Annotated in this window: 27 protein-coding genes and 1 pseudogene; 10 read left to right on the forward strand and 18 right to left on the reverse strand. The window is 63.1% G+C overall.

All coding sequences use genetic code 11. From position 1 onward, the window contains the following. Positions 1-6: 6 nt before the first annotated feature. The 3 genes from AC1RUK_RS31255 to AC1RUK_RS31265 all read right to left on the reverse strand — a co-directional run bounded on the left by AC1RUK_RS31255 (position 7) and on the right by AC1RUK_RS31265 (position 5,891). Entirely contained in the window at positions 7-2,349 is a 2,343-nt protein-coding gene (locus AC1RUK_RS31255) for a response regulator (RefSeq protein ID WP_481837542.1), read from the reverse strand. 51 nt (positions 2,350-2,400) lie between these two features. Continuing rightward, positions 2,401-4,437, reverse strand: coding sequence for a phospholipase D-like domain-containing protein (locus AC1RUK_RS31260; RefSeq protein WP_481840162.1), 2,037 nt, complete (start codon positions 4,435-4,437; stop codon positions 2,401-2,403). A gap of 536 nt (positions 4,438-4,973) precedes the next feature. Continuing rightward, positions 4,974-5,891, reverse strand: coding sequence for a polyprenyl synthetase family protein (locus tag AC1RUK_RS31265; RefSeq protein ID WP_481837539.1), 918 nt, complete (start codon positions 5,889-5,891; stop codon positions 4,974-4,976). A 129-nt stretch (positions 5,892-6,020) separates the two neighbouring features. Here AC1RUK_RS31265 and AC1RUK_RS31270 point away from each other — a divergent pair, with 129 nt between their 5' ends. The 4 genes from AC1RUK_RS31270 (at position 6,021) to AC1RUK_RS31285 (ending at position 8,823) form a co-directional block, all read left to right on the forward strand. Next, the gene (locus tag AC1RUK_RS31270) at positions 6,021-6,728 is read left to right on the forward strand and encodes a transglycosylase domain-containing protein (protein WP_481839343.1); all 708 of its coding nucleotides are present in this window, start codon (positions 6,021-6,023) and stop codon (positions 6,726-6,728) included. Between the two features lie 151 nt (positions 6,729-6,879). Then, positions 6,880-7,062, forward strand: coding sequence for a 50S ribosomal protein L32 (rpmF, locus tag AC1RUK_RS31275; protein WP_006203806.1), 183 nt, complete (start codon positions 6,880-6,882; stop codon positions 7,060-7,062). A 151-nt stretch (positions 7,063-7,213) separates the two neighbouring features. Beyond that, positions 7,214-8,155 carry a phosphoribosylaminoimidazolesuccinocarboxamide synthase gene (locus AC1RUK_RS31280; RefSeq protein ID WP_481837538.1) on the forward strand — a complete coding sequence of 314 codons (942 nt, stop codon included), beginning with the start codon at positions 7,214-7,216 and terminating at the stop codon, positions 8,153-8,155. A gap of 266 nt (positions 8,156-8,421) precedes the next feature. Next, on the forward strand, positions 8,422-8,823 hold the full coding sequence (locus tag AC1RUK_RS31285) for a hypothetical protein (RefSeq protein ID WP_481837537.1): 402 nt from the start codon (positions 8,422-8,424) through the stop codon (positions 8,821-8,823). A 19-nt stretch (positions 8,824-8,842) separates the two neighbouring features. On the opposite strand, the gene AC1RUK_RS31290 is transcribed toward AC1RUK_RS31285, so the two are convergent. The 3 genes from AC1RUK_RS31290 to AC1RUK_RS31300 all read right to left on the reverse strand — a co-directional run bounded on the left by AC1RUK_RS31290 (position 8,843) and on the right by AC1RUK_RS31300 (position 10,300). Continuing rightward, entirely contained in the window at positions 8,843-9,274 is a 432-nt protein-coding gene (locus AC1RUK_RS31290) for a GlcG/HbpS family heme-binding protein (protein ID WP_481837536.1), read from the reverse strand. 191 nt (positions 9,275-9,465) lie between these two features. Next, positions 9,466-9,699 (reverse strand): hypothetical protein, encoded by a 234-nt coding sequence (locus AC1RUK_RS31295; RefSeq protein ID WP_436169538.1) that lies wholly within the window; start codon positions 9,697-9,699, stop codon positions 9,466-9,468. Between the two features lie 79 nt (positions 9,700-9,778). Further along, on the reverse strand, positions 9,779-10,300 hold the full coding sequence (locus AC1RUK_RS31300) for a winged helix-turn-helix transcriptional regulator (RefSeq protein WP_481837535.1): 522 nt from the start codon (positions 10,298-10,300) through the stop codon (positions 9,779-9,781). A 98-nt stretch (positions 10,301-10,398) separates the two neighbouring features. On the opposite strand from AC1RUK_RS31300, the pseudogene AC1RUK_RS31305 reads away from it, so the two are divergent. Together AC1RUK_RS31305 and AC1RUK_RS31310 are read left to right on the forward strand one after the other, a co-directional pair. Further along, a pseudogene (locus AC1RUK_RS31305) lies at positions 10,399-11,159 on the forward strand (alpha/beta fold hydrolase). A 51-nt stretch (positions 11,160-11,210) separates the two neighbouring features. After that, on the forward strand, positions 11,211-11,867 hold the full coding sequence (locus AC1RUK_RS31310; protein ID WP_481837534.1) for a glutathione S-transferase family protein: 657 nt from the start codon (positions 11,211-11,213) through the stop codon (positions 11,865-11,867). 39 nt (positions 11,868-11,906) lie between these two features. Here AC1RUK_RS31310 and AC1RUK_RS31315 read toward each other — a convergent pair whose 3' ends face one another. From AC1RUK_RS31315 to AC1RUK_RS31325, 3 genes are all read right to left on the reverse strand, one after another. Then, positions 11,907-12,194: an ArsR/SmtB family transcription factor gene (locus AC1RUK_RS31315; protein ID WP_436169534.1), complete on the reverse strand. Its 288-nt coding sequence runs from the start codon at positions 12,192-12,194 to the stop codon at positions 11,907-11,909. 31 nt (positions 12,195-12,225) lie between these two features. Further along, positions 12,226-13,473: an MFS transporter gene (locus AC1RUK_RS31320; RefSeq protein ID WP_481837533.1), complete on the reverse strand. Its 1,248-nt coding sequence runs from the start codon at positions 13,471-13,473 to the stop codon at positions 12,226-12,228. Positions 13,474-13,572: 99 nt separating this feature from the next. Then, positions 13,573-13,767 carry a DUF1192 domain-containing protein gene (locus tag AC1RUK_RS31325; protein ID WP_436169532.1) on the reverse strand — a complete coding sequence of 65 codons (195 nt, stop codon included), beginning with the start codon at positions 13,765-13,767 and terminating at the stop codon, positions 13,573-13,575. A 113-nt stretch (positions 13,768-13,880) separates the two neighbouring features. Here AC1RUK_RS31325 and AC1RUK_RS31330 point away from each other — a divergent pair, with 113 nt between their 5' ends. From AC1RUK_RS31330 to AC1RUK_RS31340, 3 genes are all read left to right on the forward strand, one after another. Beyond that, on the forward strand, positions 13,881-14,891 hold the full coding sequence (locus AC1RUK_RS31330; protein WP_481837532.1) for an NAD(P)H-quinone oxidoreductase: 1,011 nt from the start codon (positions 13,881-13,883) through the stop codon (positions 14,889-14,891). Between the two features lie 294 nt (positions 14,892-15,185). Continuing rightward, positions 15,186-15,326: a DUF1127 domain-containing protein gene (locus AC1RUK_RS31335; protein ID WP_404283076.1), complete on the forward strand. Its 141-nt coding sequence runs from the start codon at positions 15,186-15,188 to the stop codon at positions 15,324-15,326. Between the two features lie 318 nt (positions 15,327-15,644). Continuing rightward, complete coding sequence (locus AC1RUK_RS31340; protein WP_006203788.1) at positions 15,645-16,343, forward strand: DUF1013 domain-containing protein; 699 nt, start codon at positions 15,645-15,647, stop codon at positions 16,341-16,343. Between the two features lie 83 nt (positions 16,344-16,426). Here AC1RUK_RS31340 and AC1RUK_RS31345 read toward each other — a convergent pair whose 3' ends face one another. The 4 genes from AC1RUK_RS31345 to AC1RUK_RS31360 all read right to left on the reverse strand — a co-directional run bounded on the left by AC1RUK_RS31345 (position 16,427) and on the right by AC1RUK_RS31360 (position 18,302). Further along, the gene (locus AC1RUK_RS31345; protein ID WP_065518138.1) at positions 16,427-17,146 is read right to left on the reverse strand and encodes a helix-turn-helix transcriptional regulator; all 720 of its coding nucleotides are present in this window, start codon (positions 17,144-17,146) and stop codon (positions 16,427-16,429) included. Between the two features lie 73 nt (positions 17,147-17,219). Then, entirely contained in the window at positions 17,220-17,630 is a 411-nt protein-coding gene (locus AC1RUK_RS31350; RefSeq protein WP_481837531.1) for a hypothetical protein, read from the reverse strand. 8 nt (positions 17,631-17,638) lie between these two features. Beyond that, a complete protein-coding gene (locus tag AC1RUK_RS31355) occupies positions 17,639-18,004 on the reverse strand; it encodes a VOC family protein (RefSeq protein ID WP_481837530.1) in 366 nt (121 codons plus the stop codon). A 130-nt stretch (positions 18,005-18,134) separates the two neighbouring features. Further along, positions 18,135-18,302, reverse strand: a complete 168-nt coding sequence (locus AC1RUK_RS31360) for a hypothetical protein (RefSeq protein WP_481837529.1) — start codon at positions 18,300-18,302, stop codon at positions 18,135-18,137. 185 nt (positions 18,303-18,487) lie between these two features. Between AC1RUK_RS31360 and AC1RUK_RS31365 the strand changes: the two genes are divergently transcribed. Further along, positions 18,488-18,667: a hypothetical protein gene (locus AC1RUK_RS31365; protein WP_436171918.1), complete on the forward strand. Its 180-nt coding sequence runs from the start codon at positions 18,488-18,490 to the stop codon at positions 18,665-18,667. 10 nt (positions 18,668-18,677) lie between these two features. Here AC1RUK_RS31365 and AC1RUK_RS31370 read toward each other — a convergent pair whose 3' ends face one another. From AC1RUK_RS31370 to AC1RUK_RS31390, 5 genes are all read right to left on the reverse strand, one after another. Continuing rightward, positions 18,678-19,409 (reverse strand): SGNH/GDSL hydrolase family protein, encoded by a 732-nt coding sequence (locus AC1RUK_RS31370; protein ID WP_481837528.1) that lies wholly within the window; start codon positions 19,407-19,409, stop codon positions 18,678-18,680. An 84-nt stretch (positions 19,410-19,493) separates the two neighbouring features. Continuing rightward, positions 19,494-20,234, reverse strand: a complete 741-nt coding sequence (locus AC1RUK_RS31375) for a DUF899 domain-containing protein (protein ID WP_481837527.1) — start codon at positions 20,232-20,234, stop codon at positions 19,494-19,496. Positions 20,235-20,401: 167 nt separating this feature from the next. Beyond that, on the reverse strand, positions 20,402-21,427 hold the full coding sequence (locus tag AC1RUK_RS31380; RefSeq protein ID WP_481837526.1) for a class I fructose-bisphosphate aldolase: 1,026 nt from the start codon (positions 21,425-21,427) through the stop codon (positions 20,402-20,404). A gap of 125 nt (positions 21,428-21,552) precedes the next feature. Further along, complete coding sequence (locus AC1RUK_RS31385) at positions 21,553-22,749, reverse strand: phosphoglycerate kinase (RefSeq protein WP_481837525.1); 1,197 nt, start codon at positions 22,747-22,749, stop codon at positions 21,553-21,555. A gap of 104 nt (positions 22,750-22,853) precedes the next feature. Further along, positions 22,854-24,737, reverse strand: a complete 1,884-nt coding sequence (locus AC1RUK_RS31390) for a potassium/proton antiporter (RefSeq protein ID WP_481837524.1) — start codon at positions 24,735-24,737, stop codon at positions 22,854-22,856. Between the last annotated feature and the right edge of the window lie 57 nt (positions 24,738-24,794).

A 24,794-nucleotide genomic window follows, 5' to 3' on the forward strand; every position in this document is an offset into this window, starting at 1 on the left:
GGCAGGTCAGGCCGTCTTCGCCACCACCGTCTCGCTCAGCCAGGTGCCGATCTTGGTGCCGAGGCGGTCGGGGGAGACCGGCTTCGGCAGATAGTCGTCCATTCCGGCTTCGATGCATTTTTCGCGATCGCCCTTCAGCGCGTGCGCGGTGACGCCGATGATCGGCGTATGGCTGCCGCTCTGCTGTTCGATCGCGCGGATGGCGCCGGTCGCCTCGTAGCCGTTCATCTCCGGCATGGAGACGTCCATCAGGATCAGCTTCGGCCGCAGCGCCCGGTACATCTCGACCGCGGTACGGCTGTTGCCGGCAATGCGATAGCTTAGCCCCAACCCATTGAGGATCTGGCCGAACACCAGCTGGTTGACGTCATTGTCCTCGGCGATGAGGATGTCGATCGGACCGTTGGCTGCCGTGGCCGACTCCGGCGCGGCTGGCGCCGGGATTGCCGGACCGCGAATGACGGTGAAGGCTGGCGCCGCCGGAGAGGCCACCTGCGGGGCGGCCGGCTCGCGAACGAAACGCGCCTTGCCGACCTGGGCGCGGGCCTTCTGGATCACCGAGATGACGGTGCCGAGCAGGATGGCCGAGCGCGCCGGCTTGGTCAGATACGCGGCGATGCCGAAATCGATGACCATCTTGCCAAAATCAACCTGGTCGACCGAGGTCAGCAGCACGACCGGAATGGCGGCAAGGCGGCTGTCGGCGGCAATGGCCCTGGCGACGTCGGCGCCGTTCATGCCTGGCATCTGGTAGTCGAGGATGATGCAATCCACCGACGCGCCGAGCTGGCTGGCGCGGTCGAGGAAGGCCAGGCCAACGGCGCCGCTTTCGGCGGCGGCGCAGTCGAAGCTCCAGCTCTTCAGCTGTTCCAGCAGGATCTCGCGGTTGACCGGATTGTCGTCGATGACCAGCACACGGGCACCGGTGACGTCCACCGGCACGATCTCGTCGCGCGCGACCTGCTGATGCGCCGGCAGCGGCACGGCGAACCAGAAGACGGAGCCGCGGCCGATCTCGCTTTCGACGCCGATCTTGCCGCCCATCAGGTCGACGAGGCGGGCGGCAATCGCCAGGCCGAGGCCGGTGCCTTCGTGACGGCGCGTCGAGGAACCGTCGACCTGCGCGAATTTCTCGAACACGTTCTGCAGCTTCTCGGCCGGAATGCCGATGCCGGTGTCCTCGACGCGGACCTTGAGCTGGATGACACCGTCGACTACGTCGCCGCCGACATCGACCAGCACATGGCCCTTCTCGGTGAACTTCACAGCATTGCCGAGCAGGTTGGTTATGATCTGCCGGAAACGGCCGGCGTCGCCGACGACGAACGAGGGCAGGCGCGGGTCGACGCGCACGATCAGCTCGAGGTTCTTTTCGGCGACGCGTGCAGACACCAGCGTCGCCACGTCCTCAACCGCCTCGGACAGGCGGAAGGGGGCGGGGTCGAGTGTCAGCTGGCCGGCGTTGATCTTGGAGAAATCGAGGATGTCGTTGATGATGGTGAGCAGCGCATTGCCGGATTTGACGATGACATCGGTAAACGTCTTCTGGCGCGAGGTCAGGTCGGTCTTGGCCAGTAGCTCGGCCATGCCCAGCACGCCATTCATCGGCGTGCGGATCTCATGACTCATGTTGGCCAGGAATTCGGATTTGGCGCGATCGGCGGCCTCGGCCTTGAACAGCGACTCTGCGGATTCGGCGAAGGCACGGCGGATCGCCTTTTCCATCGGCCGGAAGACCCAGATGGCGACAATGGCGAGAACGGCGAATAACAGGCCGCTCGCCCACAACAGCAGCCTGTCACTCGAAGCGTCCGCCAGATGGCGCTCGGCATCCATGGCGGTGCGGACGCGGACCAGCACCGGCTGGGCAAACAGGTCGTTCTGGTTGCGGATTTCACGATAGCTCCATTCATCGACCTTCTGCGCCACCGACATCAGGTTGAAGTTGCGCACCATGTCGCGCGCCGACCAGAACAGGTCGCCGTTCACGGACGCGGAATCGAACTCGTTGAGGGTGTCTTTCGAAAGCCGTGATCTGATCGCGGCCAGCTGGGCCGTCAGGGTCGCGATCTCGCCGGCTAGGCGCTCGGAGTGGCCTCGGGCCGACGCCACCAGCCCATCGCGGGTTTCGCTGCGCCACGCGGTGCCGGTCGTCTCGGCGAAATTGGTGGCGTTGCGCAAGTCGCGGCCGAAGATGACGAAATTGCTGCTGAGGGCATCGACGTCGTGACGGAAGGAATTGACGCGGTTGAGCGCGAACATGACAGCGGCGGAGGCCAGCGCGAATATCAGCAATCCCGAGAGATAACGGACTCGGATCGACCGGATGAAGGAAGAGTATTCCGGCATGCGCAACCCCAACACATACGCATCATTTTAATGGTCGGGATTACGCTCGATTTACATTAAAATTTCGTTCGTGCGGGGCGGGGTGCCGGGGCGAACCCGGACTTTCAACTCGGATGACGACATGAGCCCAGAGTCTGCTCCATCCCCGATGGAATGGAACTCCGTGCTTGAGCATGATCTCCAGCGAAACCGGATTCTACGCTTCAGGATCATGCCTGGCGCTCGCCTGCAGCCTGGGGCGTGTCCGATTGCTAGATGGTCGCCGCTCCTGCCATTGCTGTGAATATCTTCACCCGTTTCGTCTTCAGACTCCCCGGTGAATACTTTCTGACCCAACCCCCCCGTCTCGTCAAGAAACAGACTTGCCTTTTCGGCCGCACTGGTGGCAGCCACGCCCAGTGTGTCTGTTCGCTTGCGGTCACTGATCAACTCGTGAACCGAGCGAAAATAATAATGGAAAAACAGCCGGTTGAATTCGGTGAAATAGATATCGGCGACCCTGGTCTCGCCGCGAATCAACAGCATGTTCTCATCGTTACCGTTGGTCGAGGCGGTCGAGAAATTCGCCGATCCGGTCACCACGATCGGATCCGCCCCAAGCGGATCGTGCAGGAGGAACTTTGAATGGATGTAACTCGCATGTTGGTTGAGTTTGAGCGCCCCGGCATTTGTCTCGCGCGTCCAGCGGTACAGCGGATCTTCGATAAACGATCCCCACGCCGAATAGACGTTCTGTCTCCAGCTGAGGGCTACGAAGGGTTTCGGGGCGGCTCCCGGCTTTGGTTTTGGCGGTGTGTCCGCCTTCTCGAGCATGAGAAAGGTCAAAGGCGAGGTCGGATCATGCTTCACCAGGCGGCCTTTGAAGACCGCGGAGGTGCCGAAGGCGAGTGTGACGCAGCCCAATGCGTCCGACTCATCGAGCGCAATCGAATACATGTCGAGCACACTGCCGCCGGCCCGCGGGCTGAAAACCGGCGTGACACCTTGCGGAATCGTTCGCCAATCGGTCGGAGTCGGAAGCAAGGCGGCGACACTGGACCTTAGCCCATTCATCGCCGCCTTCTCGGCAGCCGGCGTGCCCGTTCCGGGTTTTCCCGGATCGCCCGAAAGCAGTGTCCAATAGTCTCTGAAGTGGCCTGCGACAGTCGCGTCCCGGACCCAATGGCCGACATTGGTCTGGCCATGAATGCCGCCGACCGAAAGATTTGTCGAGCCGGTCCAAACCTGTGTCGGCGCCTTCGCGGCTCCCTTCAGCAGGACTATGAACTTGTTATGCGCGATCTCGTTGGTGTTCTTCTCCCGCCAGCATGCGATCGCGGTCGCCGGTAGACTGGCATCGGCTACTGTCTGCATGTTGTCATCACGCGGGAAGTTGGGGACAGGCTTGCCCTTCTTGTCGACTCCACCACCATTTTTCTTCGCATCGATGACAAGCTTGACGTCGACACCCCGATCAAGGGCCGTCTTGAACCACTGTGCGGCGGGCGCATACCTGAATTCGTAAAATGCACCGAGCAAAGTGTCGCCCGGCTGGGCCTGCTCGATGAACTTTTGCAAAGCTTCGTCGAGATCGCGGCTGAGCCATTGCAGAGCTTCCGTGCGCTTGGGCTCGGGAAGTTTGTACGGCTGCTTGTTGTCGAATTTTCGAGCATAGGCTTGGCTGCTGGCAACACCCCGATTGAAGAAGATGTCATGGGCGCCGGTGCTGAAGGCCTTCTCGGTTTGAATTCGGATCGGGATTGCGGGGGCAGAACGATCGAGGTTCTTCGGTGTGCCTTTCAGTGGGTGGAAATAATAAACGTACTCTCGACCGTCCTTGGCGGTGAAATCATCCCAGACAAAGCTTTGGATCGGCTGGTCGAAGGTCGACACCTGCAGCGTCGGGTCAGGGTTCGGATAGATGCTCTCGAATACCTTGAACCCATACATATAGTAGCGCTCATTCTCCTTGATGTCGTGGCGCTCGACTGCAAAGCCCATCAGCCCCGCGATTTGTGCGGGATCGAAATCGATGCCGAAGGAAACTGTGTTTGTTCCCGATACCGCGAAGACTTGAAAGCCTCCGATCTTATCTGATTTGAATCGCATGCCCGACTCTCCTCATGATCGCTAGCTTCAGATGGCGTGAATCACACACCGCTGCCGACTTTGGCGGCTTCGCCCAAGATAGAGATTGTTGGCAGAAAAGCGGGCTGTCGTCGCCAAAAAGAAAACAGAAGCTCGGCCGCCGTCCGAAGCCGTCACCCGCCACTCTCGTTCGACTAAATATTGTCCGAATTTCAAGTGCGCGCAATAGAATTTTTCAATACTCAGAATTTCCACAAAATGTTCCAATGGAATGAAGCAAGCTCTATTGGCGACAGTCTCATTTTTCGTAGGTCAGGTGCTACGCGAAACCATTTAGCCGGTGAATGACCGGGTGAAGTAAAATGTGGGTGTGGAGGCGGCAAATATAGATCGCTGCCGGATAGATTCTTCGCCCGATCCCGAACTCGAAACGCCTGTTGCCACTACAAAACTTTGGCCGATTTTGACACGGCGCCGGGGCAAGACGACCGGGCAAGTCGTCCGAGCCGACATCGTCCAGATCGGCGTACCCGACAGGAGATCGCTATTGGCTGACGTCATTTGTTGCGAATGGCTACGAATTCTGCAGCTTGCCTGAGAAGAACGGCCCGCTCGCCATAGGGTGCCAGCAGCGCATGCGCCTGATCGACGAGGCCGTTGAGCTGCTTGCGCGCCCAGTCGGCGCCGTGCAGCGCCACCAGCGTCGCTTTGCCGGCGGCCGCATCCTTGCCGGTCGCCTTGCCCATCTGGTGCGCGTCCGCCGTCAGATCGAGCAGGTCGTCGGCGAGCTGGAAGGCGAGCCCGATCGCCGAGCCGAATTCGGCCAGTCTTTCGCGATCCTCTTGTGCCGCGCCGGCGATGATCGCGCCCGCCTCGCAGGCGAAGCGGATCAGTGCGCCGGTCTTCATCGCCTGCAGCCGGATGATGCCGGCCTCGTCCGGCCTGATGCGCTCGGCTTCGAGGTCGAGCGTCTGGCCGCCGACCATGCCGCCTGCGCCGGCGGCGCGGGCAAGCGCCAGCACCAGGGCTGCCCTGCGCTCCACCGGCAGCACTGTTGCCTCGTCGGCCAGGATGTCGAAGGCGAGCGTCAAAAGCGCGTCGCCGGCAAGGATCGCGGTGGCGTCATCGAAGGCCTTGTGCACGGTCGGCTGGCCGCGGCGCAGATCGTCATCGTCCATGGCCGGCAAATCATCATGGATCAGCGAATAGCAATGCACGCATTCGAGCGCCGCCGCGACACGCAATGCCGCCTCGCCGTCGGCGGAAAACAGGGTGGCACTCTCCATGACCAGGAAAGGGCGGAGGCGCTTGCCGCCATTCAGCACGCCGTGACGCATCGCCGCCATCAGCCGCTCCGGCCGGGCGATCTCACCCGTAAGCGTGCGGGCGTCGAGGAGCCGCCTCAACATCGCCTCAAGCGGGGCCGCCCGCGCGGAAAGCACGATTTCGAAGCCCATTTGGTCGTCTTTCGTCATGGCCGGGAGCGGTAGCCGACACTCAGACATTGCGCAAGAAGCCTCTCGCCATTATGCCGGAGCAGCTGATAGCGCAGGTGGGGCGGCTTGACGGAACCGATCGTCGATCATGAAATCGAAGGGCTGGACATGGCGCGACCGAGGCGCTTGAACCGCGCCGGTCTCAAGCGCCTGGGTCGGCGTGGCATCGTCGTGGCCGCCGTGCTGGCCCTGATACCCGTGGTGCTGACCTTCCTCTATCTGCCGTCCTTCGTGCATCCGGTGTCGACGCTGATGCTGAAGGATCTGGCGACGTTTTCCGGCTACGACCGGCGCTGGGTCTCGATCGACGACGTGTCGCCGGTGCTGGCGAATTCGGTGATCATGTCGGAAGACGGGCAGTTCTGCTTCCATCGCGGCGTCGACCTCGGCGAATTGCGTGGCGTCGTCGACGATGCGCTGGCCGGCGAAGCGACACGCGGCGCCTCGACCATCACCATGCAGACGGTGAAGAACCTCTATCTGTGGTCGAAGCCGCTGGGCACCGTGCGCAAGGTGGTGGAGCTGCCTTTGGCCGTCTATTTCGACGCGGTGATGTCGAAGCGGCGGATCATGGAGATCTATCTCAACATCGCCGAATGGGGGCCGGGCATCTACGGCATCGAGGCTGCCGCCCAGCACCATTTCGGCGTTTCGGCAAAACGGCTGTCGCGCCGGCAGGCGGCGTTGCTTGCCGTCAGCCTGCCCAACCCGATCGCCCGCAACCCGGCAAAGCCGGGGCCGGGGCTAAGACGGCTGGCCGCTTTAATCGAGCGGCGCGCGGGTAGGTCGGGCGCCTATGTCGGCTGTCTGGACTAGCCTTTAGTTTCGGCCTAAAAAAATTCACGGCAGTGCTGGCCAAAACGGCGCAGGGCGTGTATAGGCACCCGACTTTCTCAGATTCCGGCCCCTGACGCGGCCCTTTCACGAGGGCAGCCGGGGCATTTTGACCATCTAGTGGAGCATATCCATGGCCGTTCCGAAACGAAAAACCTCTCCGTCCAAGCGCGGCATGCGCCGCTCGGCCGACGCCCTCAAGGCCCCGACCTATGTCGAGGACAAGAATTCCGGCGAAATGCGCCGTCCGCACCATATCGACCTGAAGACCGGCATGTATCGCGGCCGCCAGGTTCTGGAGCCGAAGGAAAGCTGAGAAGCTTTTCTCGGTTTTGCGCCTACCCAAAAGACCGGCCAATGGCCGGTCTTTTTGCATTGTCGGGCAAGCCCTTCCTTCCTGCTTGATATGCTGAGGGTCGAGGGCCTATGCGTTGGCATCCACCAATTTTCGGAAGGCAGGAGATCCGATGCGCATTCTGTCCGATGCCTTCATTCCCGAATTGCCGGGCCACTACAGGGGCAAGGTCCGCGAGAACTACGACCTGCCGGACGGCAGGCGCATCATCATCGCCACCGACCGGCTCAGCGCCTTCGACATCATCCTGACCTCGATCCCATTCAAGGGCGAGATCCTGACCCAGACGGCCCGGTACTGGTTCGAGGAAACCGCCGATATCTGCCCGAACCATGTTCTGGAATACCCCGACCCAAACGTCGTCGTTGGCACCCGGCTCGATATCCTGCCGGTCGAGATCGTCGTGCGCGGCTATCTGGCGGGAACCACCAGCACCTCGATATTGACCAAGTACCGGAAGGGCGAGCGGGACCTTTATGGGATCAGCCTGCCGGATGGCTTGCGCGATAATGAAAAACTGGCTGAGGCGATCATCACGCCGACGAGCAAGGCTTTGGACGGTGCTCATGATGAGCCTCTGTCCAAAGCCGAGATCATCGAACAGGGCCTTCTCACAGAGGCGCAGTGGGATACCGTATCGAACTACGCCTTGCAGCTGTTCGCCAGAGGCCAGGCGCGTGCCGCCGAACGCGGCCTGATCCTCGCCGATACGAAATACGAATTCGGCACCGACAAGAACGGCACCATAATCCTTGCCGACGAAATCCATACGCCGGACAGCAGCCGGTACTGGATCGCGGCGAGCTACGAAGAGGCCTTCGAAAGCGGCAGGCGGCCGGAGAGCTTCGACAAGGATTTCATCAGGTCGTGGGTCTCGGCGCGGTGCGATCCTTACAGGGATCCGATACCGACGATACCGGACGAGGTGGTCGACCAGGCTTCGCGCGTCTATGCGCAGGCCTATGAGGCAATCACGGGCAAGAAATTCCTTCCCGACACTTCCGGCCACACCGTGTTGGATCGCATCCGCTCGAACCTTGAGCGTTATTTCTAACGACCAAGTGAGCCCCCTTCAGGTCCCGCTCCTCGAACCGCAACGTGGTAGCCCAGTTGCTGCTGACGCCGTTGTTTCGAACGGTCTTTGTCCGTGTTCGCTGCGCGCGCGAAAAATCTTGACGACAATGGCCCGGGCGCTGCTAGTGAGAGACTAGAGCGCGTCGTATCTGAGCGGCACTGTGCGGCGCACCTCGACTGTTGTTTCCGTGCGTATCGTTGTCCGAAGCCCGCCTTTGGGCGACACGCACCAACCGGAGACCCGTAATGTTCGGTGCCATTCCGCTGCTGATCGTGCCCTTCGTGCTCTACAATCTCGGGCTTCTCGGGATCTTCGGCAGCGGCGACGACCCGTGGGCAACCGAGATGTTCTCGATCGGCATGATGTCGGGCGGGGTATTCTCGATGACGCTTGGCGACCTGATGGTGATGATCGCGCTGGTCTTCCTGTTCGCCGAAATGGTGAAATCGGTTCGCACGACGAATGCCTCGATCCTGGATCATCTCTTGTCCACGCTGGTCTTCGTGGCGTTCCTGGTCGAGTTCCTGCTGGTGAAGGGCGCGGCGCACTCCGTCTTCTTCACGCTGATGGTGATTGCGCTGTTCGACGTGCTGGCCGGCTTCTCTGTGTCGATGCGCTCGGCAAGCCGGGACATCAATCTCAACTAGAAGCAGGCTCCGGCGCGCCTCAGCCCGGATCGGCGGTGAAGCCGGCCGCTTCGATGCCGGCGATTGCGGTTGCCTCATCGTTGTCCGACGTGTCGCCGGAAATGCCGACCGCGCCGATGACGGTGCCTGAATTGTCGCGGATCAGCACGCCGCCGACGACAGGCAGCACGCGACCGCCCGATACGTCGGAGATGCCGGCGACGAGATGCGGCCGTTCCTTGGCGAAGGCCTCGACGCGGCGCGAGCCCATGCCGATCGCCAGTGCGCCATAGGCCTTGCCCGCCGACATTTGCGGACGCAGGAACGAGGCGCCGTCCTGGCGCTGGAAGGCGACTAGATGGGCACCGGCATCGAGGACCGACACACCCAGCGGCTTGAGCTTGAGCTCGGCACCCTTGGCGAAGGCGGCGTCGATGATCTCAATGGCTTTGGCGAGCGGCAGTGCGGTCATGGCAGTCTCCTGTTGAAACGCGTCAATCATCGACCGGCCGCAGGAGATGCGAAATCCCGATTGCGGTTGAAATTGCTTCGCGTGAAAAGGCGAAATGGAAGGCGAGGGCCACTATAGAACGAGCCAGCGACCCGGCACCGGCGCGATATGGCGTTGCCGTGCGGTCGCTTCCAGACTGCTGATGAAAAGGGCTATTTTTTCTTTGCCCGCGCCGGCTTCTTCGCGGGAGCAGCGGCCGCATTAGCAAGGTCTTCGGCCTCCTTGGCGAGACGCAGCGCCCTCAGCTTGTTGGTCTTGGCCTGGCGGGCGTCGCTTTCTGCGACATACTCAGCCATCGCCTTCTGGCGCACCGAGGCTGCCTCTTCCTGCTTCTTGAAACGCAAATCTGCCCGCGCGCGGGCAGTATCCTTAGAGTTCTCGACCAAGAGCGCTGTCCAATCCCATAAATTATTGTTTTCAGGCCCTTGATAGCAGAGCCGGCCCGTAATTGGGAAAATAAGTTGGTCAGGCCGGGTTGCGCACGGCACCGAGCGCCTTGCGCGCGACCACCGCCTCGTAGCCGGCCTGCAGGATTGCGCGGACGGTGGGGCCCGATGCGCGGGCGCGCGCGCCCAGATGCTCGTGGCGCAAATCGTCCATGAACTGCTCCCACATTGGCGGACCGCCCTTTTCCAGAAGTTCGGCGCGAATCGAGAGTTCCTCGCTGACCGGCAGCCAGACACGACCCCAGGCGCCGAGATGCGCCAGGATCGGCACCAGCGAGATCGCCATTTCGGTCAGGCTGTAGATCGCCTTCTGCTTGTGAGACGGATCGTCGGCCTTGGTCAGCATGCCCAATTCCATCAGCCGCTTCAGCCTATCGGCAAGGATGTTGGAGGCGATGCCCTCGATCGACCCGTTGAGCAGTTCGCGAAAATGGCGCCTGCCACCGAAGATCATGTCGCGCAGGACGATCAGGCTCCAGCGGTCACCGAACACTTCGAGCGACAGGTTGATCGGGCATCCGGACCGATGATTGGTGTTCATGCGATTCTCCAGATAAAACTGGTTGCATTATCTTATCAGTTTTATTATCGTGCAACTGATTGCAAAATGCAATCAGATTTGAATGCGAGGAGGAGAACATGAGCAGGAACGAGCAACCCGAAATCGTCTCCCAGACATTTGGCGATCCCGCGCATCCTGCGGTGCTGTTGATCATGGGCGCCATGGCCTCGATGTTATGGTGGCCGGAGGCGTTCTGCCGGAAGCTGGCCGGCGAGGGCCGCTTCGTGATCCGCTTCGATAATCGCGACACCGGCCGGTCGACCAAATATGCGCAGGGCGAGCCGCCCTACACATTCGACGACATGGCCGACGACGCCATCCGCGTGCTCGACGATCATGGTGTCGAGAGAGCGCATGTAGTCGGCATGTCGATGGGCGGCATGATCGCGCAGCTTGTGGCGCTGAGGCACCCATCGCGCGTCGCGACGCTCACGATCATCAGCAGTTCGCCGATGGGAGTGGACACGTCCCATCTGCCGGGGATGACCGATGCCTATCGGGAGCACTCGGCCGAAGGCGCGAAGGTCGATTGGGCCGACCGCGACCAGGTGGTCGGCTTCGTGGTCAGCGATGCGCGCGCCATCGCCGGCATTGCGCATCCGTTCGACGAGAAGTGGACAAGGGCGTTCGTCGAGCAGGACTACGACCGCTCCGGCGGCCTTTTGAGCGCGACCAATCACTTCATGCTCAAAGGTGCGCAAAGCTGCTGCGGATCGAAGGCGGTGGCCACGAGTTGCATCCCGACGACTGGCCGGAGATCGTCGCCGCCATCGCAGCGCATAGCCAGGCAGGCAGGCTGAGTGCGGCCCTGTCAGGTTGGACTTGCGGCAATAGATAAGCACGTGGCTCACTGTTGAAATCGATGACCGAAGAAAGAAGCGAGCAGTCAATGTCCTTGACCATGCACCTCCACCCGCTGGCGTCCTTCTGCTGGAAGCCGCTCATCGCGCTTTACGAGAACGGCACGCCGTTCGGCTCCGTCATCGTCGATCTCGGCAACGAGCAGTCGCGTGCCGCCTTCCTGAAGCTGTCGCCGGCCGGCAAGATGCCGGTGCTGCTCGACGCGGCGCTTGGCCATACGGTGCCGGAATCGACCATCGTCATCGAATATCTCGATGCATATTACCCTGGGCCGGTCGAGCTGATCCCGGCCGACATCGATCTTGCCCGTCAGGTTCGCTTGGCCGACCGCTTCTACGATTTCTACGTGCAGGAGCCGATGCAGAAGATCGTCGGCGACCGCCTGCGGCCGGAAGGCAAGACCGATCCGTTCGGCGTCGAGCAGGCACGTGCCCAGCTGCGCGGCTCCTACGCCATCATCGAAGGGGAGATGCAATCGCGGACCTGGGCGGTGGGCGAAGCCTTCACCATGGCCGACTGCGCCGCGGCGCCGGCCTTGTTCTACGCCAACAAGGTCGAGCCGCTCGGCGACAACTACCCGGCGGTGAGGCGCTACCACGACCGCCTGCTGGCGCGCCCGTCGGTCGCCCGCGTGATTGAGGAAGCGCAGCCCTATTTCAAGCTGTTTCCCTACAACAACGGCTAGCGCCGATCGCCGGCCGCCGAAACCTGGCCGGCGATGCAATCAGCTTCCAGGCGACCCAAGCTCCCCGGCTTCCCAGAACTGGTCGAGCCAGACGTTCAATTTGAGGAAGCCGGCACTGCTCACCGCATAGACGCGTCTGGTGCCTTCGGCCTTGGCATTGACCAGGCCGGCGTCGAGCAGCACCTTCAAATGCTGGGAAACCGCCGGGCGCGACACTGGCAGCCCGGCAGCGAGTTCGTTGACGGTCTTCGGGCCGCGCCGGAGCTCTTCGAGAAGGTAGCGCCGGTTCGGATCGGCGATCGCCATGAAGGCATCGGAAAAGATCATGCCTCATTTGTGGGGCAAAGTTGCCGGAATCTCAACCGTTGGTTTCATTCTTTCTGCGTGGATCGAGCCGCAGGGCTTCCGGCGTGACCGAGCGGTCGGCCGGCTGCGTCGTGAACGCGTCGCGATCTTCGATCGGCACCGGGGCGCGGCGGCTGATGCGCAGCAGGGTGTAGGCGGCCAGGCAAAGATGCGCGAATGCGGTTGCAAGAAACAATCCCTCGGGACGCATCCAGCCCATCAGGCCGGCCGCCAGCAATGGTCCGATCATTGTGCCGAAGCCATAGAGCAACAGCAGACCGCCGGAGACCTTGACGAAATCCTCGGCGCGCGCGTGGTCGTTGGCATGCGCCACGGCGATCGAATAGAGCGTGTAGGCGAATGCGCCATAGGCGGCGGTGAAGACAATGACGAACACGCTGGAGCGCGGTTCGAACAGGAAGATCAGGATGGCGAACAATGCCGCCCCGAAGGCGGCACCGGCCAGCACGAAACGGCGGTCGGTCTTGTCGGACAGACGCCCGGCCGGAAGCTGCATGGCGGCGCCGGCAACGACCACGAGACTCATCATCAGCGCGATCTCGGCCGTGGAAATGCCGATGCGGGCGCCGTAGACGGCGCCGAGCGTGCCCCAGGCGCCATTGGCGATGCCGATCAAAAGGCAAGCGATCGCCGATACCGGCGAATTGGCATAGAGCCCCTTGACGTCGAGCTTGACGTCCTGCAGCGGCTTGGGGTGCGAAGCCGACGAGACGGCGGTCGGGATCAGCGACAGGCAGAACAATATGCCGGTGATCATGAACAGCGAGGCCGACTTCACGTCGCCGCCTGCAACGATCATCTGGCCGCCCATGATCGAGGCATAGGTGACCATCATATAGAGACCGAAAACGGTGCCGCGGTTCTCGTTGGTGGCCTTCTCGTTCAGCCAGCTTTCGATGACCATGAAGGCGCCGGCCATGGTAAAGCCGGTGAAGGCGCGCAGCAGGATCCAGATATATTCGTCGATGACGAGGCCGGTGAGCAGGGCGACGATGGCGCCCGACGCGGCAAAGGCGCCGAAGGCCCTGACATGGCCGGCGCGGCGCACGATGCGCGGCGCAAAGAAACAGCCGGTGACGAAGCCACCTGCCCAGGCCGTTCCCATCAGGCCGAGCGATGCCGTTGAAAACCCTTCCACCTGGCCGCGCAGCGGCAGAAGCAGCCCGTGCAGTCCGGAGGCCGCGAGCAGGAAGGCGGTGCCGCGAAGCAGCGAAAGGATCGGCCTGTAGGTTGCGAACATGTTTTGATCCGGCTGGAATTGCGGGGCGCAGCTCTGAAGACAGTGGCATTCGGGCTTTTCAGCGGCGCGCGCGGCGCCCCGAAGGCCTATCGGTGGAAATCATCCACGACGAAACAGCGCCTCGGCGGCGGATTTGGTCGTGCCCTTGCTCTTGAGCTCGGCTTCCAGCCGGGCGATCTCGTCGCGCAGGATGCCGATCCGCTCGGTGAGTTCGCCGACCGAAAGCAGCACCAGATCCTGTCCGATCTCGTGCGGACGGGCTTTCTTTTTGGGTTCGTCGTCGAAGATCGCCATCGTCGCTCCTCCCTGATTCAGCATTTGCCTGATTTGGCAATCAGCATACATAGGGCAGGGGTGCTGATGCAAACAGCCGGCGACAGAGCGGCATAGACAAGATGGGACAGTTCATGGCGAGCGGACAGAAAATTCCGGCGAAGATGACGGCCATCGCAATTTCCGAACCCGGCGGCCCACGGGTGCTGAAGCCGGAAACGCGCGACGTACCCATGCCCGCTCCGGGCGAGATCCTGATCCGGGTTCGCGCCGCCGGCGTCAACCGGCCCGATGTGCAGCAGCGCAAGGGCGCCTATCCGCCGCCGCCCGGCGCGTCCGACCTGCCAGGCCTCGAAGCGTCGGGCGAAGTGGCGGCCCTTGGCGACGAGATATCGCGCTGGCGCATCGGCGACCGGGTCTGCGCGCTGACGCCCGGCGGCGGCTATGCCGAATATGTCAAAGTGCATGCCGGCAGCGTGCTGCCGCTGCCGGCCGGCTTCACCCACACCGAGGCGGCAGCGGTGCCGGAGAACTATTTCACCGTCTGGCACAATGTCTTCGAGCGCGGTGGCCTGAAAAGCGGCGAGACGTTGCTCGTCCATGGTGGCTCGTCAGGCATCGGCACCACGGCGATCCAACTGGCATCCGCCTTCGGCGCCTATGTCATCACCACCGCCGGAGCCAAGGAAAAATGTGACGCCTGTCTGAAGCTCGGAGCCGACCGGGCGATCAATTACCGCGAGGAGGATTTCGTCGCTGCGGTCAAGGACGCGACCGCCGGCAAGGGCGCCAATGTCATTCTCGACATGGTCGGCGGCGACTACATTGCGCGCAATTACGAGGCGGCGGCGATAGAAGGCCGTATCGTGCAGATCGCCCTGCAAAGCGGCGCCGTGGCGAGCGCCGATTTCTCCAAGATCATGGTCAAGCGGCTCACCCATACCGGCTCGACTCTGCGGCCACGCACCGTCGAATTCAAGGCGGCAATTGCGGCCGCACTCGAAGCGCAGGTGTGGCCGCTGCTTGGCACCCGCAAGGTCGCACCCGTCATGGATATGATCTACCCGCTCACGGATGCCTGGCGGGCGCATGAGCGGATGGAGGAGGGCGAGCATATCGGCAAGATCGTGCTCGACGTAGCCTAGGATGCATCGATATTCAGGTGATGCCGGCCTGCGAATGGCGGCTTCCTGCGCTTCCGGTGCTCACGTACCTAAGTACGCTCCGCTCCGGTTCTCGCAAGCCACCATTCTCGGCTCGGCCTGACCTGATCTCGACACATCCTGGGTGCGCGCGTCGCCTGCTGCATCCTGAACAAAGGCTTAATGCTGCAATGCACAATTGCATTGCGGCCATGCAAAAGCGTCCGTTCATTTCTTGGGCAACGATGCCTATCTAAGCGGCATCGAAACAATTGATCCAACAAATGGAGGACTACTATGAACCCGATCCGCGCTTACCGTAACTGGCGCATGTACAACGAGACCGTGCGCGAGCTGAACAAGCTCAACGCCCGTCAGCTGCACGACCTCGGCATCAACCGCGGCGACATCGAGAGGATCGCGCGCCAGGCGATTTGATTTCCGGCAGGTCCGGCCCGAAAGGCCGGACCCCGCCGCAAGAAGCCAGAGCCGCCGCTGACAGTTTTGCGTCGCCGGTTCCGAGCCCGCTGGACCATGTCCGGCGGGTTTTGTCTTTGTGGCCCGTCTGTTGCGGCGGCACCGCCCGCCGATCGCTGATCGGCCGTTCCCATACTCTGTCGCCGCTCTTGCCGCGACTTTCCCAAAAACATTGCGAAATGGCAGCGGAGCGGTTATACAGGCCGCGAATTTCCCATTTTGGTGGCTCTAAAACCACCGCCCGCGCGGGAACGCGGGCGAACGAGAAGGATTTTTGAAATGGCCAATACGCTGCTGATGCCCAAGGCGACCGCCGTCTGGCTGGTCGACAACACCGCGCTCTCCTTCGAGCAGATCGCGCAGTTCTGCGGGCTGCACCCGCTCGAGGTCAAGGCGATTGCCGATGGCGAATCGGCGCAAGGCATCAAGGGCATGGACCCGATCATGACCGGCCAGCTGACCCGCGACGAGATCGCGCGCGCCGAGAAGGATCCGAACCATCGGCTGAAGCTCTCCGACCCCAAGGTGCGGGTGCCGGAATCCAAGCGCAAGGGTCCGCGCTACACGCCGCTGTCGAAACGCCAAGACCGGCCGAATGCCATCCTCTGGCTGGTGCGCAACCATCCGGAGCTGAAGGATGCGCAGATCTCGCGCCTCGTCGGCACCACCAAGTCGACGATCGACCAGATCCGCGAGCGCAAGCATTGGAATTCGGCCAATCTGCAGCCGATGGACCCGGTGACGCTGGGGCTGGCCTCGCAGATCGACCTCGACATGGAAGTCAATCGCGCCTCGCGCGGCCGCGAGCAGGCGCAGCCTGTCGGCGATACGCTGCTGCCGGCGGCGCTGACCGAGCGGCTGGTGCCGGCGCCGGAGAAGCCGAAGGACGAGGATGCCGAGCTCGACGCCAACGCCGTCTTCGCCAAGCTTTCCGCCTTGAAGTCGAAAGACAAGGACGAGGAAGCGGACGAGGAATAAGCCAACGTCCGCCATGGGGCAGCGGCCCGCAACTTTCATCAAAAAAACCCGCTTTCGAGCGGGCTTTTTTGTTTCTTATGGCCTCAGCTTCGCGCCGCCCGGTCCGGGGTCATGCCGTAATCCTCGCTGCGCTCCACGGCGCGGTAGAAATCGGCGAGCTGCTTGCCGCGCTCCGGCTTGAAGATGCGGCCGGCGATCACCACCGAAGCGATACGGTCGATGCGGAAGGCGCGGAAATCGTCGCGCATCTCGCACCAGGCGACCAGCGTCCAGACCTTGCCCCAGAACCACAGGCCGAGCGGCCGGATGTCGCGTGCGGTGCCGCGGCCGGCCTCGTCCGAGTAGTCGATGGTCAGCACCTGGCGTTTCTCGACGGCACGCTCGATCAGGTCGATCGCCTCGCGTGCGGCATCGCTCACCACCCACATCGGCGTGTGGATCTCGGTGCGGGCGATGCGGTCCTTCTCGGCGTCGGGCAGCACGGCGCCGATCTTGACCAGCGCCTCGTCGGCGGCCCTGGCCATGGCGGCGCCGCCAAAGGCGCGCACCATGCGGGCGCCGGCGACCAGCGCCACGATCTCGTCACGGGTGAACATCAGCGGCGGAAGGTCGAAACCCTCCCTCATCATGTAGCCAACGCCCGCCTCGCCGTCGATCGGCACCCCGGTCGACTGCAAATCGGCGATGTCGCGGTAGATGGTTCGCTCGGAAACCTCGAGCCACGTGCCCAACTTCTGGGCGGTGACCAAACGGCCACCGCGCAGATGCTGCACGATCTGGAAGAGCCTGTCGGCACGGCGCATCGTATGGACCCTCGGCGTTGTCTTTATGCATGTCGTGGTCCCAAAACCGGTTCCCACTTTTGGGCGACATGCATTATGGTTTCAGCTCTTCGCGCTTGCGCTGCGCGGCGACGAACTCCGCGCCGACGGACAATTTCCTCACTGTCGGCGTCCTGGCGTCGATCACCCGCCAGAAGGGTGCGACGTCGCTCAGCGACATGCCGCGCTGCAGATCTTCATTGGCGGCCTCGGCCACGGTGCGCAGATGATAGCCGATGGTGACGGGACATGTCACTTCGGCACCGTGCTCGATGGCTAAAGCGGTGCGCAAGGCGCGGACATCCATTTCGACGCCCTTGGGGATGGAGCGGATGAAATCGTCGACCTGGCGCGCCGTCGGTACCAGCATCGACTGGCCTTCGACGACGTCGGCCACAGTGCGCGGCGACGGCTTGATGCCGTTGATGCCCGCTGTGTTCAGCCTATCGTTCCAGCTTTTCACCATGCGCGTACCTAGACGAAAAGACCGAAGCTGTTGCCGTCGGGGTCGAGGCAATAGGCGAATGTGCCAGCCGGAATGGAGATGGCCGGTGAAACCACCTTGCCGCCATTTTGCGTCACCCGCTCCATGGCGTCCTCGATCGGCGCGGCCACCGACAAATGGATGGTCGGGCCGGTTCCCGGTGCTGCTGGTTTTCCCGGATAGACGTGCCCAGACGCCATCCGTTCCTGTGCGCTGAACATGGCGATCGGGTTCGGGCCGCTCTCCTCGAGCACCAGATCGTTCTGCAGCACCGACGCATAGAATGCGCGGGCGCTGTCCATGTTGGTGACGGGAATCTCGAACCAGGCCGAGGCTTTTGCAGGGATGAATGCCATGTCTTTCTCCTGAACTTGCCGCTTTATCGCACGTCGCTCCTGACAACATGCTGTCAGGAGCCTTCAGCAGTCGCGCCACTTACATCTGAGCGCCACAGCCTCGGCATCCAAGCGCGGCGCGTAAAAATATTCAGCTATCGATGTGGCGGCCGTTGGCATACATGTCCGGCCAGCCGATGTCCTTGCGGATGTCCGCCGGCAACCCGTTCATGAAACGCTGGGTGCGGATCTCGTTGCGCAGCGTGCGGATCTTGCCGACATAGCGCTGCATGCTGTGCAAAATCGTAAAACCGTTCATGACGACTCTCCTCTGTTTCGATGAGAGCATCATCGCACACCCCTGCTGACAGCAGTCTGTCAGGAGGATGTCAGGCCGCTGAAGAAGGTCTTGGGTTAGCGTGCGGTTGCCCGGGAAACGGGCCTTTGTCAGGAACGGCTCAGCCGGCTGAGATGACGGGAGAACTGCTTTGACAGCCGAGCGCGATGCTGGTCAAAGGCAGCATGTCGAAACTCCTCGCCCTCGTCATCATTGGCATGATGGTCATCCAGCTGATCAAGCCGCTCGGCTGGCCGGGGCTGAGGCGGCGCAGCGATTTCTGGAAGCTGGCGGTGCTGGCCATGGCGGCGATCTCGATAACGGCGCTGCTCGGCCATTGGGGGTAGGGTGCAGCCGCTACAGCGCCTCGCCTTGCCCATCCGCCAACACCAGGCCGACCAGATGCTCGGCCCAGGCGCGATAACCGGCCTCCGAGGCATGAAATCCGTCGGAGGCAAAGCCGGCCTCAGGGTTTGTGATCGGCAGCCGCGGCGCCGGCACTGCACCGCGCTCGAGACAAAGGCGCTCGCCCATCCGGTTCATCTCGGTGGCGCGGATTTCGAGGATCTTGCCGAGCAGTGGCGGCATGGCCGGCGCGCGGGTGAATTCCAGCACCGGCGACCACACCACGCGCGCCTCCGGCCATTTGGCGCGCAGCGCATAGAGCAGGCCGCCGAATTCTTTCTTGAAGCGCGGCACCGAATGAAAGTTCTTGGTGTCGTTGGTGCCGATGGCCAACACGATATGCGTCCACGAATCGGCCGACAGATTGGGCAGGACATGATCGCGGATCTGGCCTGACGTTGCCGAATTGAAGCCGGCTGCCCGCCAGCGCACGACACGGCCGGTGCCTTGCGAGATCAGAGCGGCCAGTTGCGCGGCAAGCCCGTCCTCGGAATTGCCGATGCCGACCGAAGCGGCCGAGGAATCGCCCAGCACCAGCAGCGAGATCGGAGGCGCCCTGCCTGATATTTCGTGCATGACCGGGCCTTGCGCCGGCAGCATGCGCGTGGTGCGGCGGCGCACGCCGAGCCCCTGCCAGATATAGACCGGGAAGGCGAGCCAGGTGAGGAGGGCTGGAAAACGCATGGCGATACCATTCGAGCGGACGACAACCAGCCTTTATCGCATGCGGCGCCGCAGGTGAACGGGCTTGCGCGGCTGCCGCTCTCGTCAGCGGCAGCAATCGCACTCAGCCTGCGGCCTCTCCTGGTATTCGTCATGCAGCCGCACCCAGTCCATCAGCCCGTTATAGGGGCCAGTCTCGTTGCGGCCCTTGGGCGTCATATCGAGATAGTGGTAGGCGCCGATCAGCGGGTCGCCGCCGCGGGCGCGTGTCATGAAGGTCAGGAAGATGTCGCCGGCCGCATCGCGGTAGAACACGCTGGCGCCGGGAAGATCCTTCGATTTCCGGGGACGCGTCTCGAAATTGTAGGTGGTGTCGCCGGCCGCGATCTGCTTGTCGGTGAAGGAGACCTGCATGTCGAAATTGAAGTCCGAGGCGTAGGACGAAACCCAGTCGAACTTCCAGCCCATGCGCTGCTTGTAGGGCAGCAGCTCGGCCAGCGGCGCCCGCGACACCACGATCAGCGACACGTCGTGATGTTTGAGATGCAGGTTGGCGCCGTCGATGTGGTCGGCGAGGAACGAGCAGCCTTCGCAGCGGTAATCGGCGCCCGGCCCGAACATGAAATGATACACGATCAACTGGCTGTTGCCCGCGAACAGGTCGGCCAGTTTCTTCGGGCCCTGTTCGGTCTCGAAGACGTAGTCCTTCCTGAGCTTCAGCCAAGGCAATTGCCGCCGCTCAGCAACGATGCGGTCGCGAAAGCGCGTCAGTTCCTTTTCGCGCGCCAGATGCGCCTTGTGCGCCTCGAACCAGTCTTCCCGCGAAACGATCTTGTTGTTTGGCATGAACCACTCCCTGTCTTCCCTCCAAGGACGTTCGGCACCGGCGCAAACCGACATGACCGCCAATTTTTTCCAAGAGGACATAGGCGTGCGGGCGGTTCGGCCAAACCATCGGGCAAACAAAACCCGGGCACGCGGCCCGGGTCCGGATCAAGACAGGAGAGGTGTGGTCAGGCGGCCTTTTCCAGCGCGGGCTGCCATTGTCCGAGCGCTGCCAGATGGTTCATGCGCGCGCGATGGGCAAAGGCGGCCTGGCCGGCGGCAACATTTTCCGCCTTGCCGCTCCAGGCCTTCTGCGGGGCGGCCTGCAAGGCGCGGCCGTAGGAGAAGGTCAGTTTCCACGGGTGCGGACCGATGGCGTTTATGGCGTTTAGGTTGGCGGTGGCCTCCTCGTCCGATTGTCCGCCGGAGAGGAAGGCGATGCCCGGCACCGCCGACGGTACCGTCTCGCGGAACAGCTTTATGGTCCGTTCGGCGACTTCCTCGGGGCTGCTTACCTTGCCCGACTTCTTGCCGGCCAGAACCATGTTGGGCTTGAGGATGGTGCCTTCGAGGACGACGCGGGCCGCATAGAGCTCGGTGTAAAGTTTTGTCAGCGTCGCCTTGCTGATCTCGTAGCAGGTGTCGATGTCGTGGGCGCCGTCCATCAGCACCTCCGGCTCAACGATCGGCACGATGCCGGCCTCCTGGCAAAGTGCCGCGTAGCGGGCCAGCGCATGGGCGTTGGAGTCGATCGAGGTGGCGGAAGGCACGCCCTTGCCGACGTCGATGTCGATCACCGCGCGCCATTTGGCGAAGCGCGCGCCCATCTTGTAGTAGTCGGCGAGCCGCTCGCGCAGGCCGTCGAGGCCTTCGGTGATGGTGTCGCCGGGAAAGCCGGCCAGCGGCTTGGCGCCAGCATCGACCTTGATGCCGGGGATGGCGCCCGAGGCCTTGATGATGTCGACCAGCGGCGTGCCGTCGGCCGCCTTCTGGCGGATGGTCTCGTCATAGAGGATGACGCCGGAAATGTAGTTCGTCATCGCGTCCTTGGCGCGGAACATCATCTCGCGGTAATCGCGGCGGCTGTCGGCGGTCGATTCGACGCCGATGACGTCGAAACGCTTCTTGATGGTGCCGGAGCTTTCATCGGCGGCCAAGAGGCCCTTGCCGTCGGCGACGATCGCGGCGGCAATGTCTTCGAGACGTTTGCTCATTCTTGCTTCCTCCTGACGGTGGTTTCCGCGTTCACGGAACACTACCGCCAAAGGAATGATGCCGGAAAGCGCAAAAATCGATTGAAAGTCGCGCTGCCGGACTGGCTCGCCGAGTGTTGATCGGCTTAGCGCTTCAGAACCTCAACGCCGGGCAGCGGCTTGCCTTCCATCCATTCGAGGAAGGCGCCTCCGGCGGTCGAGACATAGGTGAAGTCGTCGGCGACGCCGGCATGGTTCAACGCGGCCACCGTGTCGCCGCCACCGGCGACAGAGACCAGCTTGCCGGCCTTGGTGCGGGCCGCCGCGTGCTTGGCCGCCGCCACCGTCGCATGATCGAAAGGCGCGATCTCGAAGGCGCCGAGCGGACCGTTCCAGACCAGCGTCGCGGCGCGGTCGATCCAGTCGGCGACGGCTTTCACGGTCTTTTCGCCGACATCGAGGATCATGCCGTCGGCCGGCACCTCCGATATGGCGACGGTCTCGCTGGCGGCGCCTGCCTTGAATTCCCGGGCGATAACGCCGTCAACCGGCAGGATGATGGCGCAGCCTGCTTCGGCAGCCTCGATCATGATCTGCTTGGCGGTGGTGGCGAGGTCATGCTCGCACAGCGATTTTCCGACCGCCGTGCCGCGCGCGGCAAGGAAGGTGTTGGCCATGCCGCCGCCGATGACCAGCGCGTCGACCCTCTTCACCAAATTCATCAGAAGGTCGATCTTGGTCGAGACCTTGGCGCCGCCGACGATAGCGACCACCGGGCGGACCGGATTGCCGAGGCCCTTTTCCAGCGCGTCGAGCTCGGCCTGCATGGTGCGGCCGGCATGGGCCGGCAACAGGTGCGCCAGTCCTTCGGTCGATGAATGGGCACGGTGCGCGGCGGAGAAGGCGTCGTTGACGAAGATGTCGCCATTGGCGGCAAGCTTTTCGGTGAATTCCGGGTCGTTCTTCTCCTCGGCCTTGTAGAAGCGGGTGTTTTCCAAGAGCAGCACGTCGCCCTTGTTCATGGCGGCAACGGCGCTTGCCGCGGTGTCGCCGACGCAGTCGGACGCAAAGCCGACCGGCCGGCCGAGCACATCCGCCGTCGCCTTGGCGATCGGCTCCAGCGAAAATTCCGGGGTCGGGCCGTCCTTGGGACGGCCGAAATGGGCAAGCAGGATGACCTTGGCGCCCTTGCCGGACAATTCGGCCAGGGTCGGCGCAATGCGCTCGATGCGGGTGACGTCGGTGACCTTACCGTCGGCGACAGGCACGTTGAGGTCGACGCGCACCAGCACGCGTTTGCCGGAGATGTTGCCGATGTCGTCCAGTGTCTTGAAGCCGGCCATGCTGATCCCTTTTCGCGAAAAATCGCCGGGACCATACCCCGCACCGACGACGATGCAAGGCCCGCGTGAAGGCGCGCGCGCAAAAATGATGTCGCCGCGAAAGATCAGCTTTCGCTCGCTGCTTTCTCATCCGCCGGCCCCGGTGCTTCCTCCGCCTGAAGCTCGGCAGCAGGCACTTCGGCCGGCTTGCGCCATTTGCGGACGATGGCGGCGAGGCGGTCGCGGATTTCGCCGGCGCTCAGGAACACCGGCACGCGCGCCACCGGTGCGGTCGGTTCGAAGGACAGGCCGAGGCCTGTGATCTTGCCCTTGTCGTCGACGTCGCGCACGATCAACTCAATCGGACCGAGCAGGACACGGTCGGCATATTCGGCATGGCTGCCAAGGCGCTCCGTAACCAGGGCGCCGATGGTCAGCTTGCTCTCGGCCTCGGTCAGGCCCGGCGCATAGGCGGCTTCCAGTTCCGCGGCCGAACGCGTCGGGTCGACGGCGAAGGCGCCGAAGAAGTCGGCATCCTCGGGGTCGACCACGGCGCGGCTGGCGAACAGCTTGTCGAGCAGGCGCGGGTAGCGGTCCGGCACGAAGATGTAGACGTGGTCGCCGGCAGCCAGCCGGCCCATGTCCTGAAAGCGCATCGAGCGACCGTCGCGCAGCACCAGCGAGGGCCGCGCCCAGCGTGGGATGCGCTCGCCGCGCGCCACCGGACTGCCCGGCGCGACGCGATAGGCCAGAAGTTCGTGATGGGCCGAGCCCGGCAGTTCGAGTTCGACCTTGTCCAGCGGCCCGAGCCGGGCCGGCACGATCAGGCCGAGGCGGCGCGCCAGCGGTCCGACGGTCCAGCCCTGGATGACAAGCGACACCAGCACGATGATGAAGGCGGTGTTGAAGATGGCGCGGCCGTTTTCCAGGCCGCCGAGCAGCGGGGTGATGGCTAAAAGGATCGACACCGCGCCACGCAGGCCGACCCAGGAGACGAAGGCCACTTCCGGGCGTGGCAGGCGGAACGGGATCAGGCAGAGCCATACGGCGATCGGCCTGGCGACGAACATCAGGAACAGGCCGAGCAGCACCGCCGGAACCATGATCGCCGGAAATTGCGACGGCGTGGCGAACAGGCCGAGGATCAGGAACATGATGATCTGCGCCAGCCACGACATGCCGTCCTGGAAGCGTTTCAGGATGGTGACGGCGCGAATGTCGGAATTGCCGGCGACCAGCCCGGCGAGATAGACCGCCAGGAAGCCGGAGCCGCCGATGGCACCGGCGGCGGCGAACACCATCAGCGACAGGGTCAGCACGAAGATCGGCAACAGGCCATGGTCGAGGTTGAGCCGGTCGACCAGACGCACGATGGCGAGACCGCCGAGCACGCCGACGACGGCGCCAAGGCCCATATTGAGCAGGAAGCCGAGGACCAGGTTGGTGACCAGGACATTGGCCTCCGGATTGGCGTGGGCGGCGATGATCTCGACCAAGGTGATGGTCAGGAAGATGGCGATCGGGTCGTTGGTGCCGGATTCGACTTCGAGCGTTGCACGCACGCGTTCGCGCAGATTGATCTCGCCGGCGCGCAGCAGGAAGAACACCGCAGCCGCATCGGTCGAGGCGACAGCGGCGCCGAGCAGGAAGGATTCCAGCCAGGTGAGGTCGAGCAAATAATGGGCGGCCGCGCCGAACAGGCCGGTGGTCAGGATGACGCCAACCGTCGCCAGCGACAGCGCTGGCCCGGCGGCCTGGCGCAAGGCGTTGAGCGGCGTGCCGAAACCGGAATCGAACAGGATGACGGCGAGCGCCAGTGAGCCGGCAAAATAAGCCAGCCGCGCATTGTCGAATTCGATGCCAAGGCCATCGGTTCCGGTGGCCAGGCCGATGCAGAGGAACAGCAGCAGGAGGGGGGCGCCGAAGCGGAAGGCGATCAGGCTCGAAAACGCGGCGGCAACGACAAGCGCGGTGCCGATCAGCGTCGCGAGATAGATCGCATGCTCCATCCGAATTTGCCCCTCACATTCGCGTCCTTACCGAATTACGGGAGAGTGAGGCGAAGA

The organism is Mesorhizobium monacense (assembly GCF_056781675.1).

What these genes read in the sequence shown, in the direction of transcription:
- AC1RUK_RS31320 (WP_481837533.1), bottom strand. Translation starts at nt 13,473, where the DNA reads ATGTTCGCAACCTACAGGCCGATCCTTTCGCTGCTTCGCGGCACCGCC.
- AC1RUK_RS31345 (WP_065518138.1), bottom strand. Translation starts at nt 17,146, where the DNA reads ATGCGCCGTGCCGACAGGCTCTTCCAGATCGTGCAGCATCTGCGCGGT.
- AC1RUK_RS31350 (WP_481837531.1), bottom strand. Translation starts at nt 17,630, where the DNA reads ATGGTGAAAAGCTGGAACGATAGGCTGAACACAGCGGGCATCAACGGC.
- AC1RUK_RS31385 (WP_481837525.1), bottom strand. Translation starts at nt 22,749, where the DNA reads ATGGCCGGCTTCAAGACACTGGACGACATCGGCAACATCTCCGGCAAA.
- AC1RUK_RS31315 (WP_436169534.1), bottom strand. Translation starts at nt 12,194, where the DNA reads ATGATCTTTTCCGATGCCTTCATGGCGATCGCCGATCCGAACCGGCGC.
- AC1RUK_RS31310 (WP_481837534.1), top strand. Translation starts at nt 11,211, where the DNA reads ATGTCCTTGACCATGCACCTCCACCCGCTGGCGTCCTTCTGCTGGAAG.
- AC1RUK_RS31335 (WP_404283076.1), top strand. Translation starts at nt 15,186, where the DNA reads ATGAACCCGATCCGCGCTTACCGTAACTGGCGCATGTACAACGAGACC.
- AC1RUK_RS31300 (WP_481837535.1), bottom strand. Translation starts at nt 10,300, where the DNA reads ATGAACACCAATCATCGGTCCGGATGCCCGATCAACCTGTCGCTCGAA.
- rpmF (WP_006203806.1), top strand. Translation starts at nt 6,880, where the DNA reads ATGGCCGTTCCGAAACGAAAAACCTCTCCGTCCAAGCGCGGCATGCGC.
- AC1RUK_RS31280 (WP_481837538.1), top strand. Translation starts at nt 7,214, where the DNA reads ATGCGCATTCTGTCCGATGCCTTCATTCCCGAATTGCCGGGCCACTAC.
- AC1RUK_RS31355 (WP_481837530.1), bottom strand. Translation starts at nt 18,004, where the DNA reads ATGGCATTCATCCCTGCAAAAGCCTCGGCCTGGTTCGAGATTCCCGTC.
- AC1RUK_RS31255 (WP_481837542.1), bottom strand. Translation starts at nt 2,349, where the DNA reads ATGCCGGAATACTCTTCCTTCATCCGGTCGATCCGAGTCCGTTATCTC.
- AC1RUK_RS31365 (WP_436171918.1), top strand. Translation starts at nt 18,488, where the DNA reads ATGCTGGTCAAAGGCAGCATGTCGAAACTCCTCGCCCTCGTCATCATT.
- AC1RUK_RS31285 (WP_481837537.1), top strand. Translation starts at nt 8,422, where the DNA reads ATGTTCGGTGCCATTCCGCTGCTGATCGTGCCCTTCGTGCTCTACAAT.
- AC1RUK_RS31290 (WP_481837536.1), bottom strand. Translation starts at nt 9,274, where the DNA reads ATGACCGCACTGCCGCTCGCCAAAGCCATTGAGATCATCGACGCCGCC.
- AC1RUK_RS31360 (WP_481837529.1), bottom strand. Translation starts at nt 18,302, where the DNA reads ATGAACGGTTTTACGATTTTGCACAGCATGCAGCGCTATGTCGGCAAG.
- AC1RUK_RS31390 (WP_481837524.1), bottom strand. Translation starts at nt 24,737, where the DNA reads ATGGAGCATGCGATCTATCTCGCGACGCTGATCGGCACCGCGCTTGTC.
- AC1RUK_RS31370 (WP_481837528.1), bottom strand. Translation starts at nt 19,409, where the DNA reads ATGCGTTTTCCAGCCCTCCTCACCTGGCTCGCCTTCCCGGTCTATATC.
- AC1RUK_RS31325 (WP_436169532.1), bottom strand. Translation starts at nt 13,767, where the DNA reads ATGGCGATCTTCGACGACGAACCCAAAAAGAAAGCCCGTCCGCACGAG.
- AC1RUK_RS31340 (WP_006203788.1), top strand. Translation starts at nt 15,645, where the DNA reads ATGGCCAATACGCTGCTGATGCCCAAGGCGACCGCCGTCTGGCTGGTC.
- AC1RUK_RS31265 (WP_481837539.1), bottom strand. Translation starts at nt 5,891, where the DNA reads ATGACGAAAGACGACCAAATGGGCTTCGAAATCGTGCTTTCCGCGCGG.
- AC1RUK_RS31330 (WP_481837532.1), top strand. Translation starts at nt 13,881, where the DNA reads ATGGCGAGCGGACAGAAAATTCCGGCGAAGATGACGGCCATCGCAATT.
- AC1RUK_RS31375 (WP_481837527.1), bottom strand. Translation starts at nt 20,234, where the DNA reads ATGCCAAACAACAAGATCGTTTCGCGGGAAGACTGGTTCGAGGCGCAC.
- AC1RUK_RS31260 (WP_481840162.1), bottom strand. Translation starts at nt 4,437, where the DNA reads ATGCGATTCAAATCAGATAAGATCGGAGGCTTTCAAGTCTTCGCGGTA.
- AC1RUK_RS31380 (WP_481837526.1), bottom strand. Translation starts at nt 21,427, where the DNA reads ATGAGCAAACGTCTCGAAGACATTGCCGCCGCGATCGTCGCCGACGGC.
- AC1RUK_RS31270 (WP_481839343.1), top strand. Translation starts at nt 6,021, where the DNA reads ATGGCGCGACCGAGGCGCTTGAACCGCGCCGGTCTCAAGCGCCTGGGT.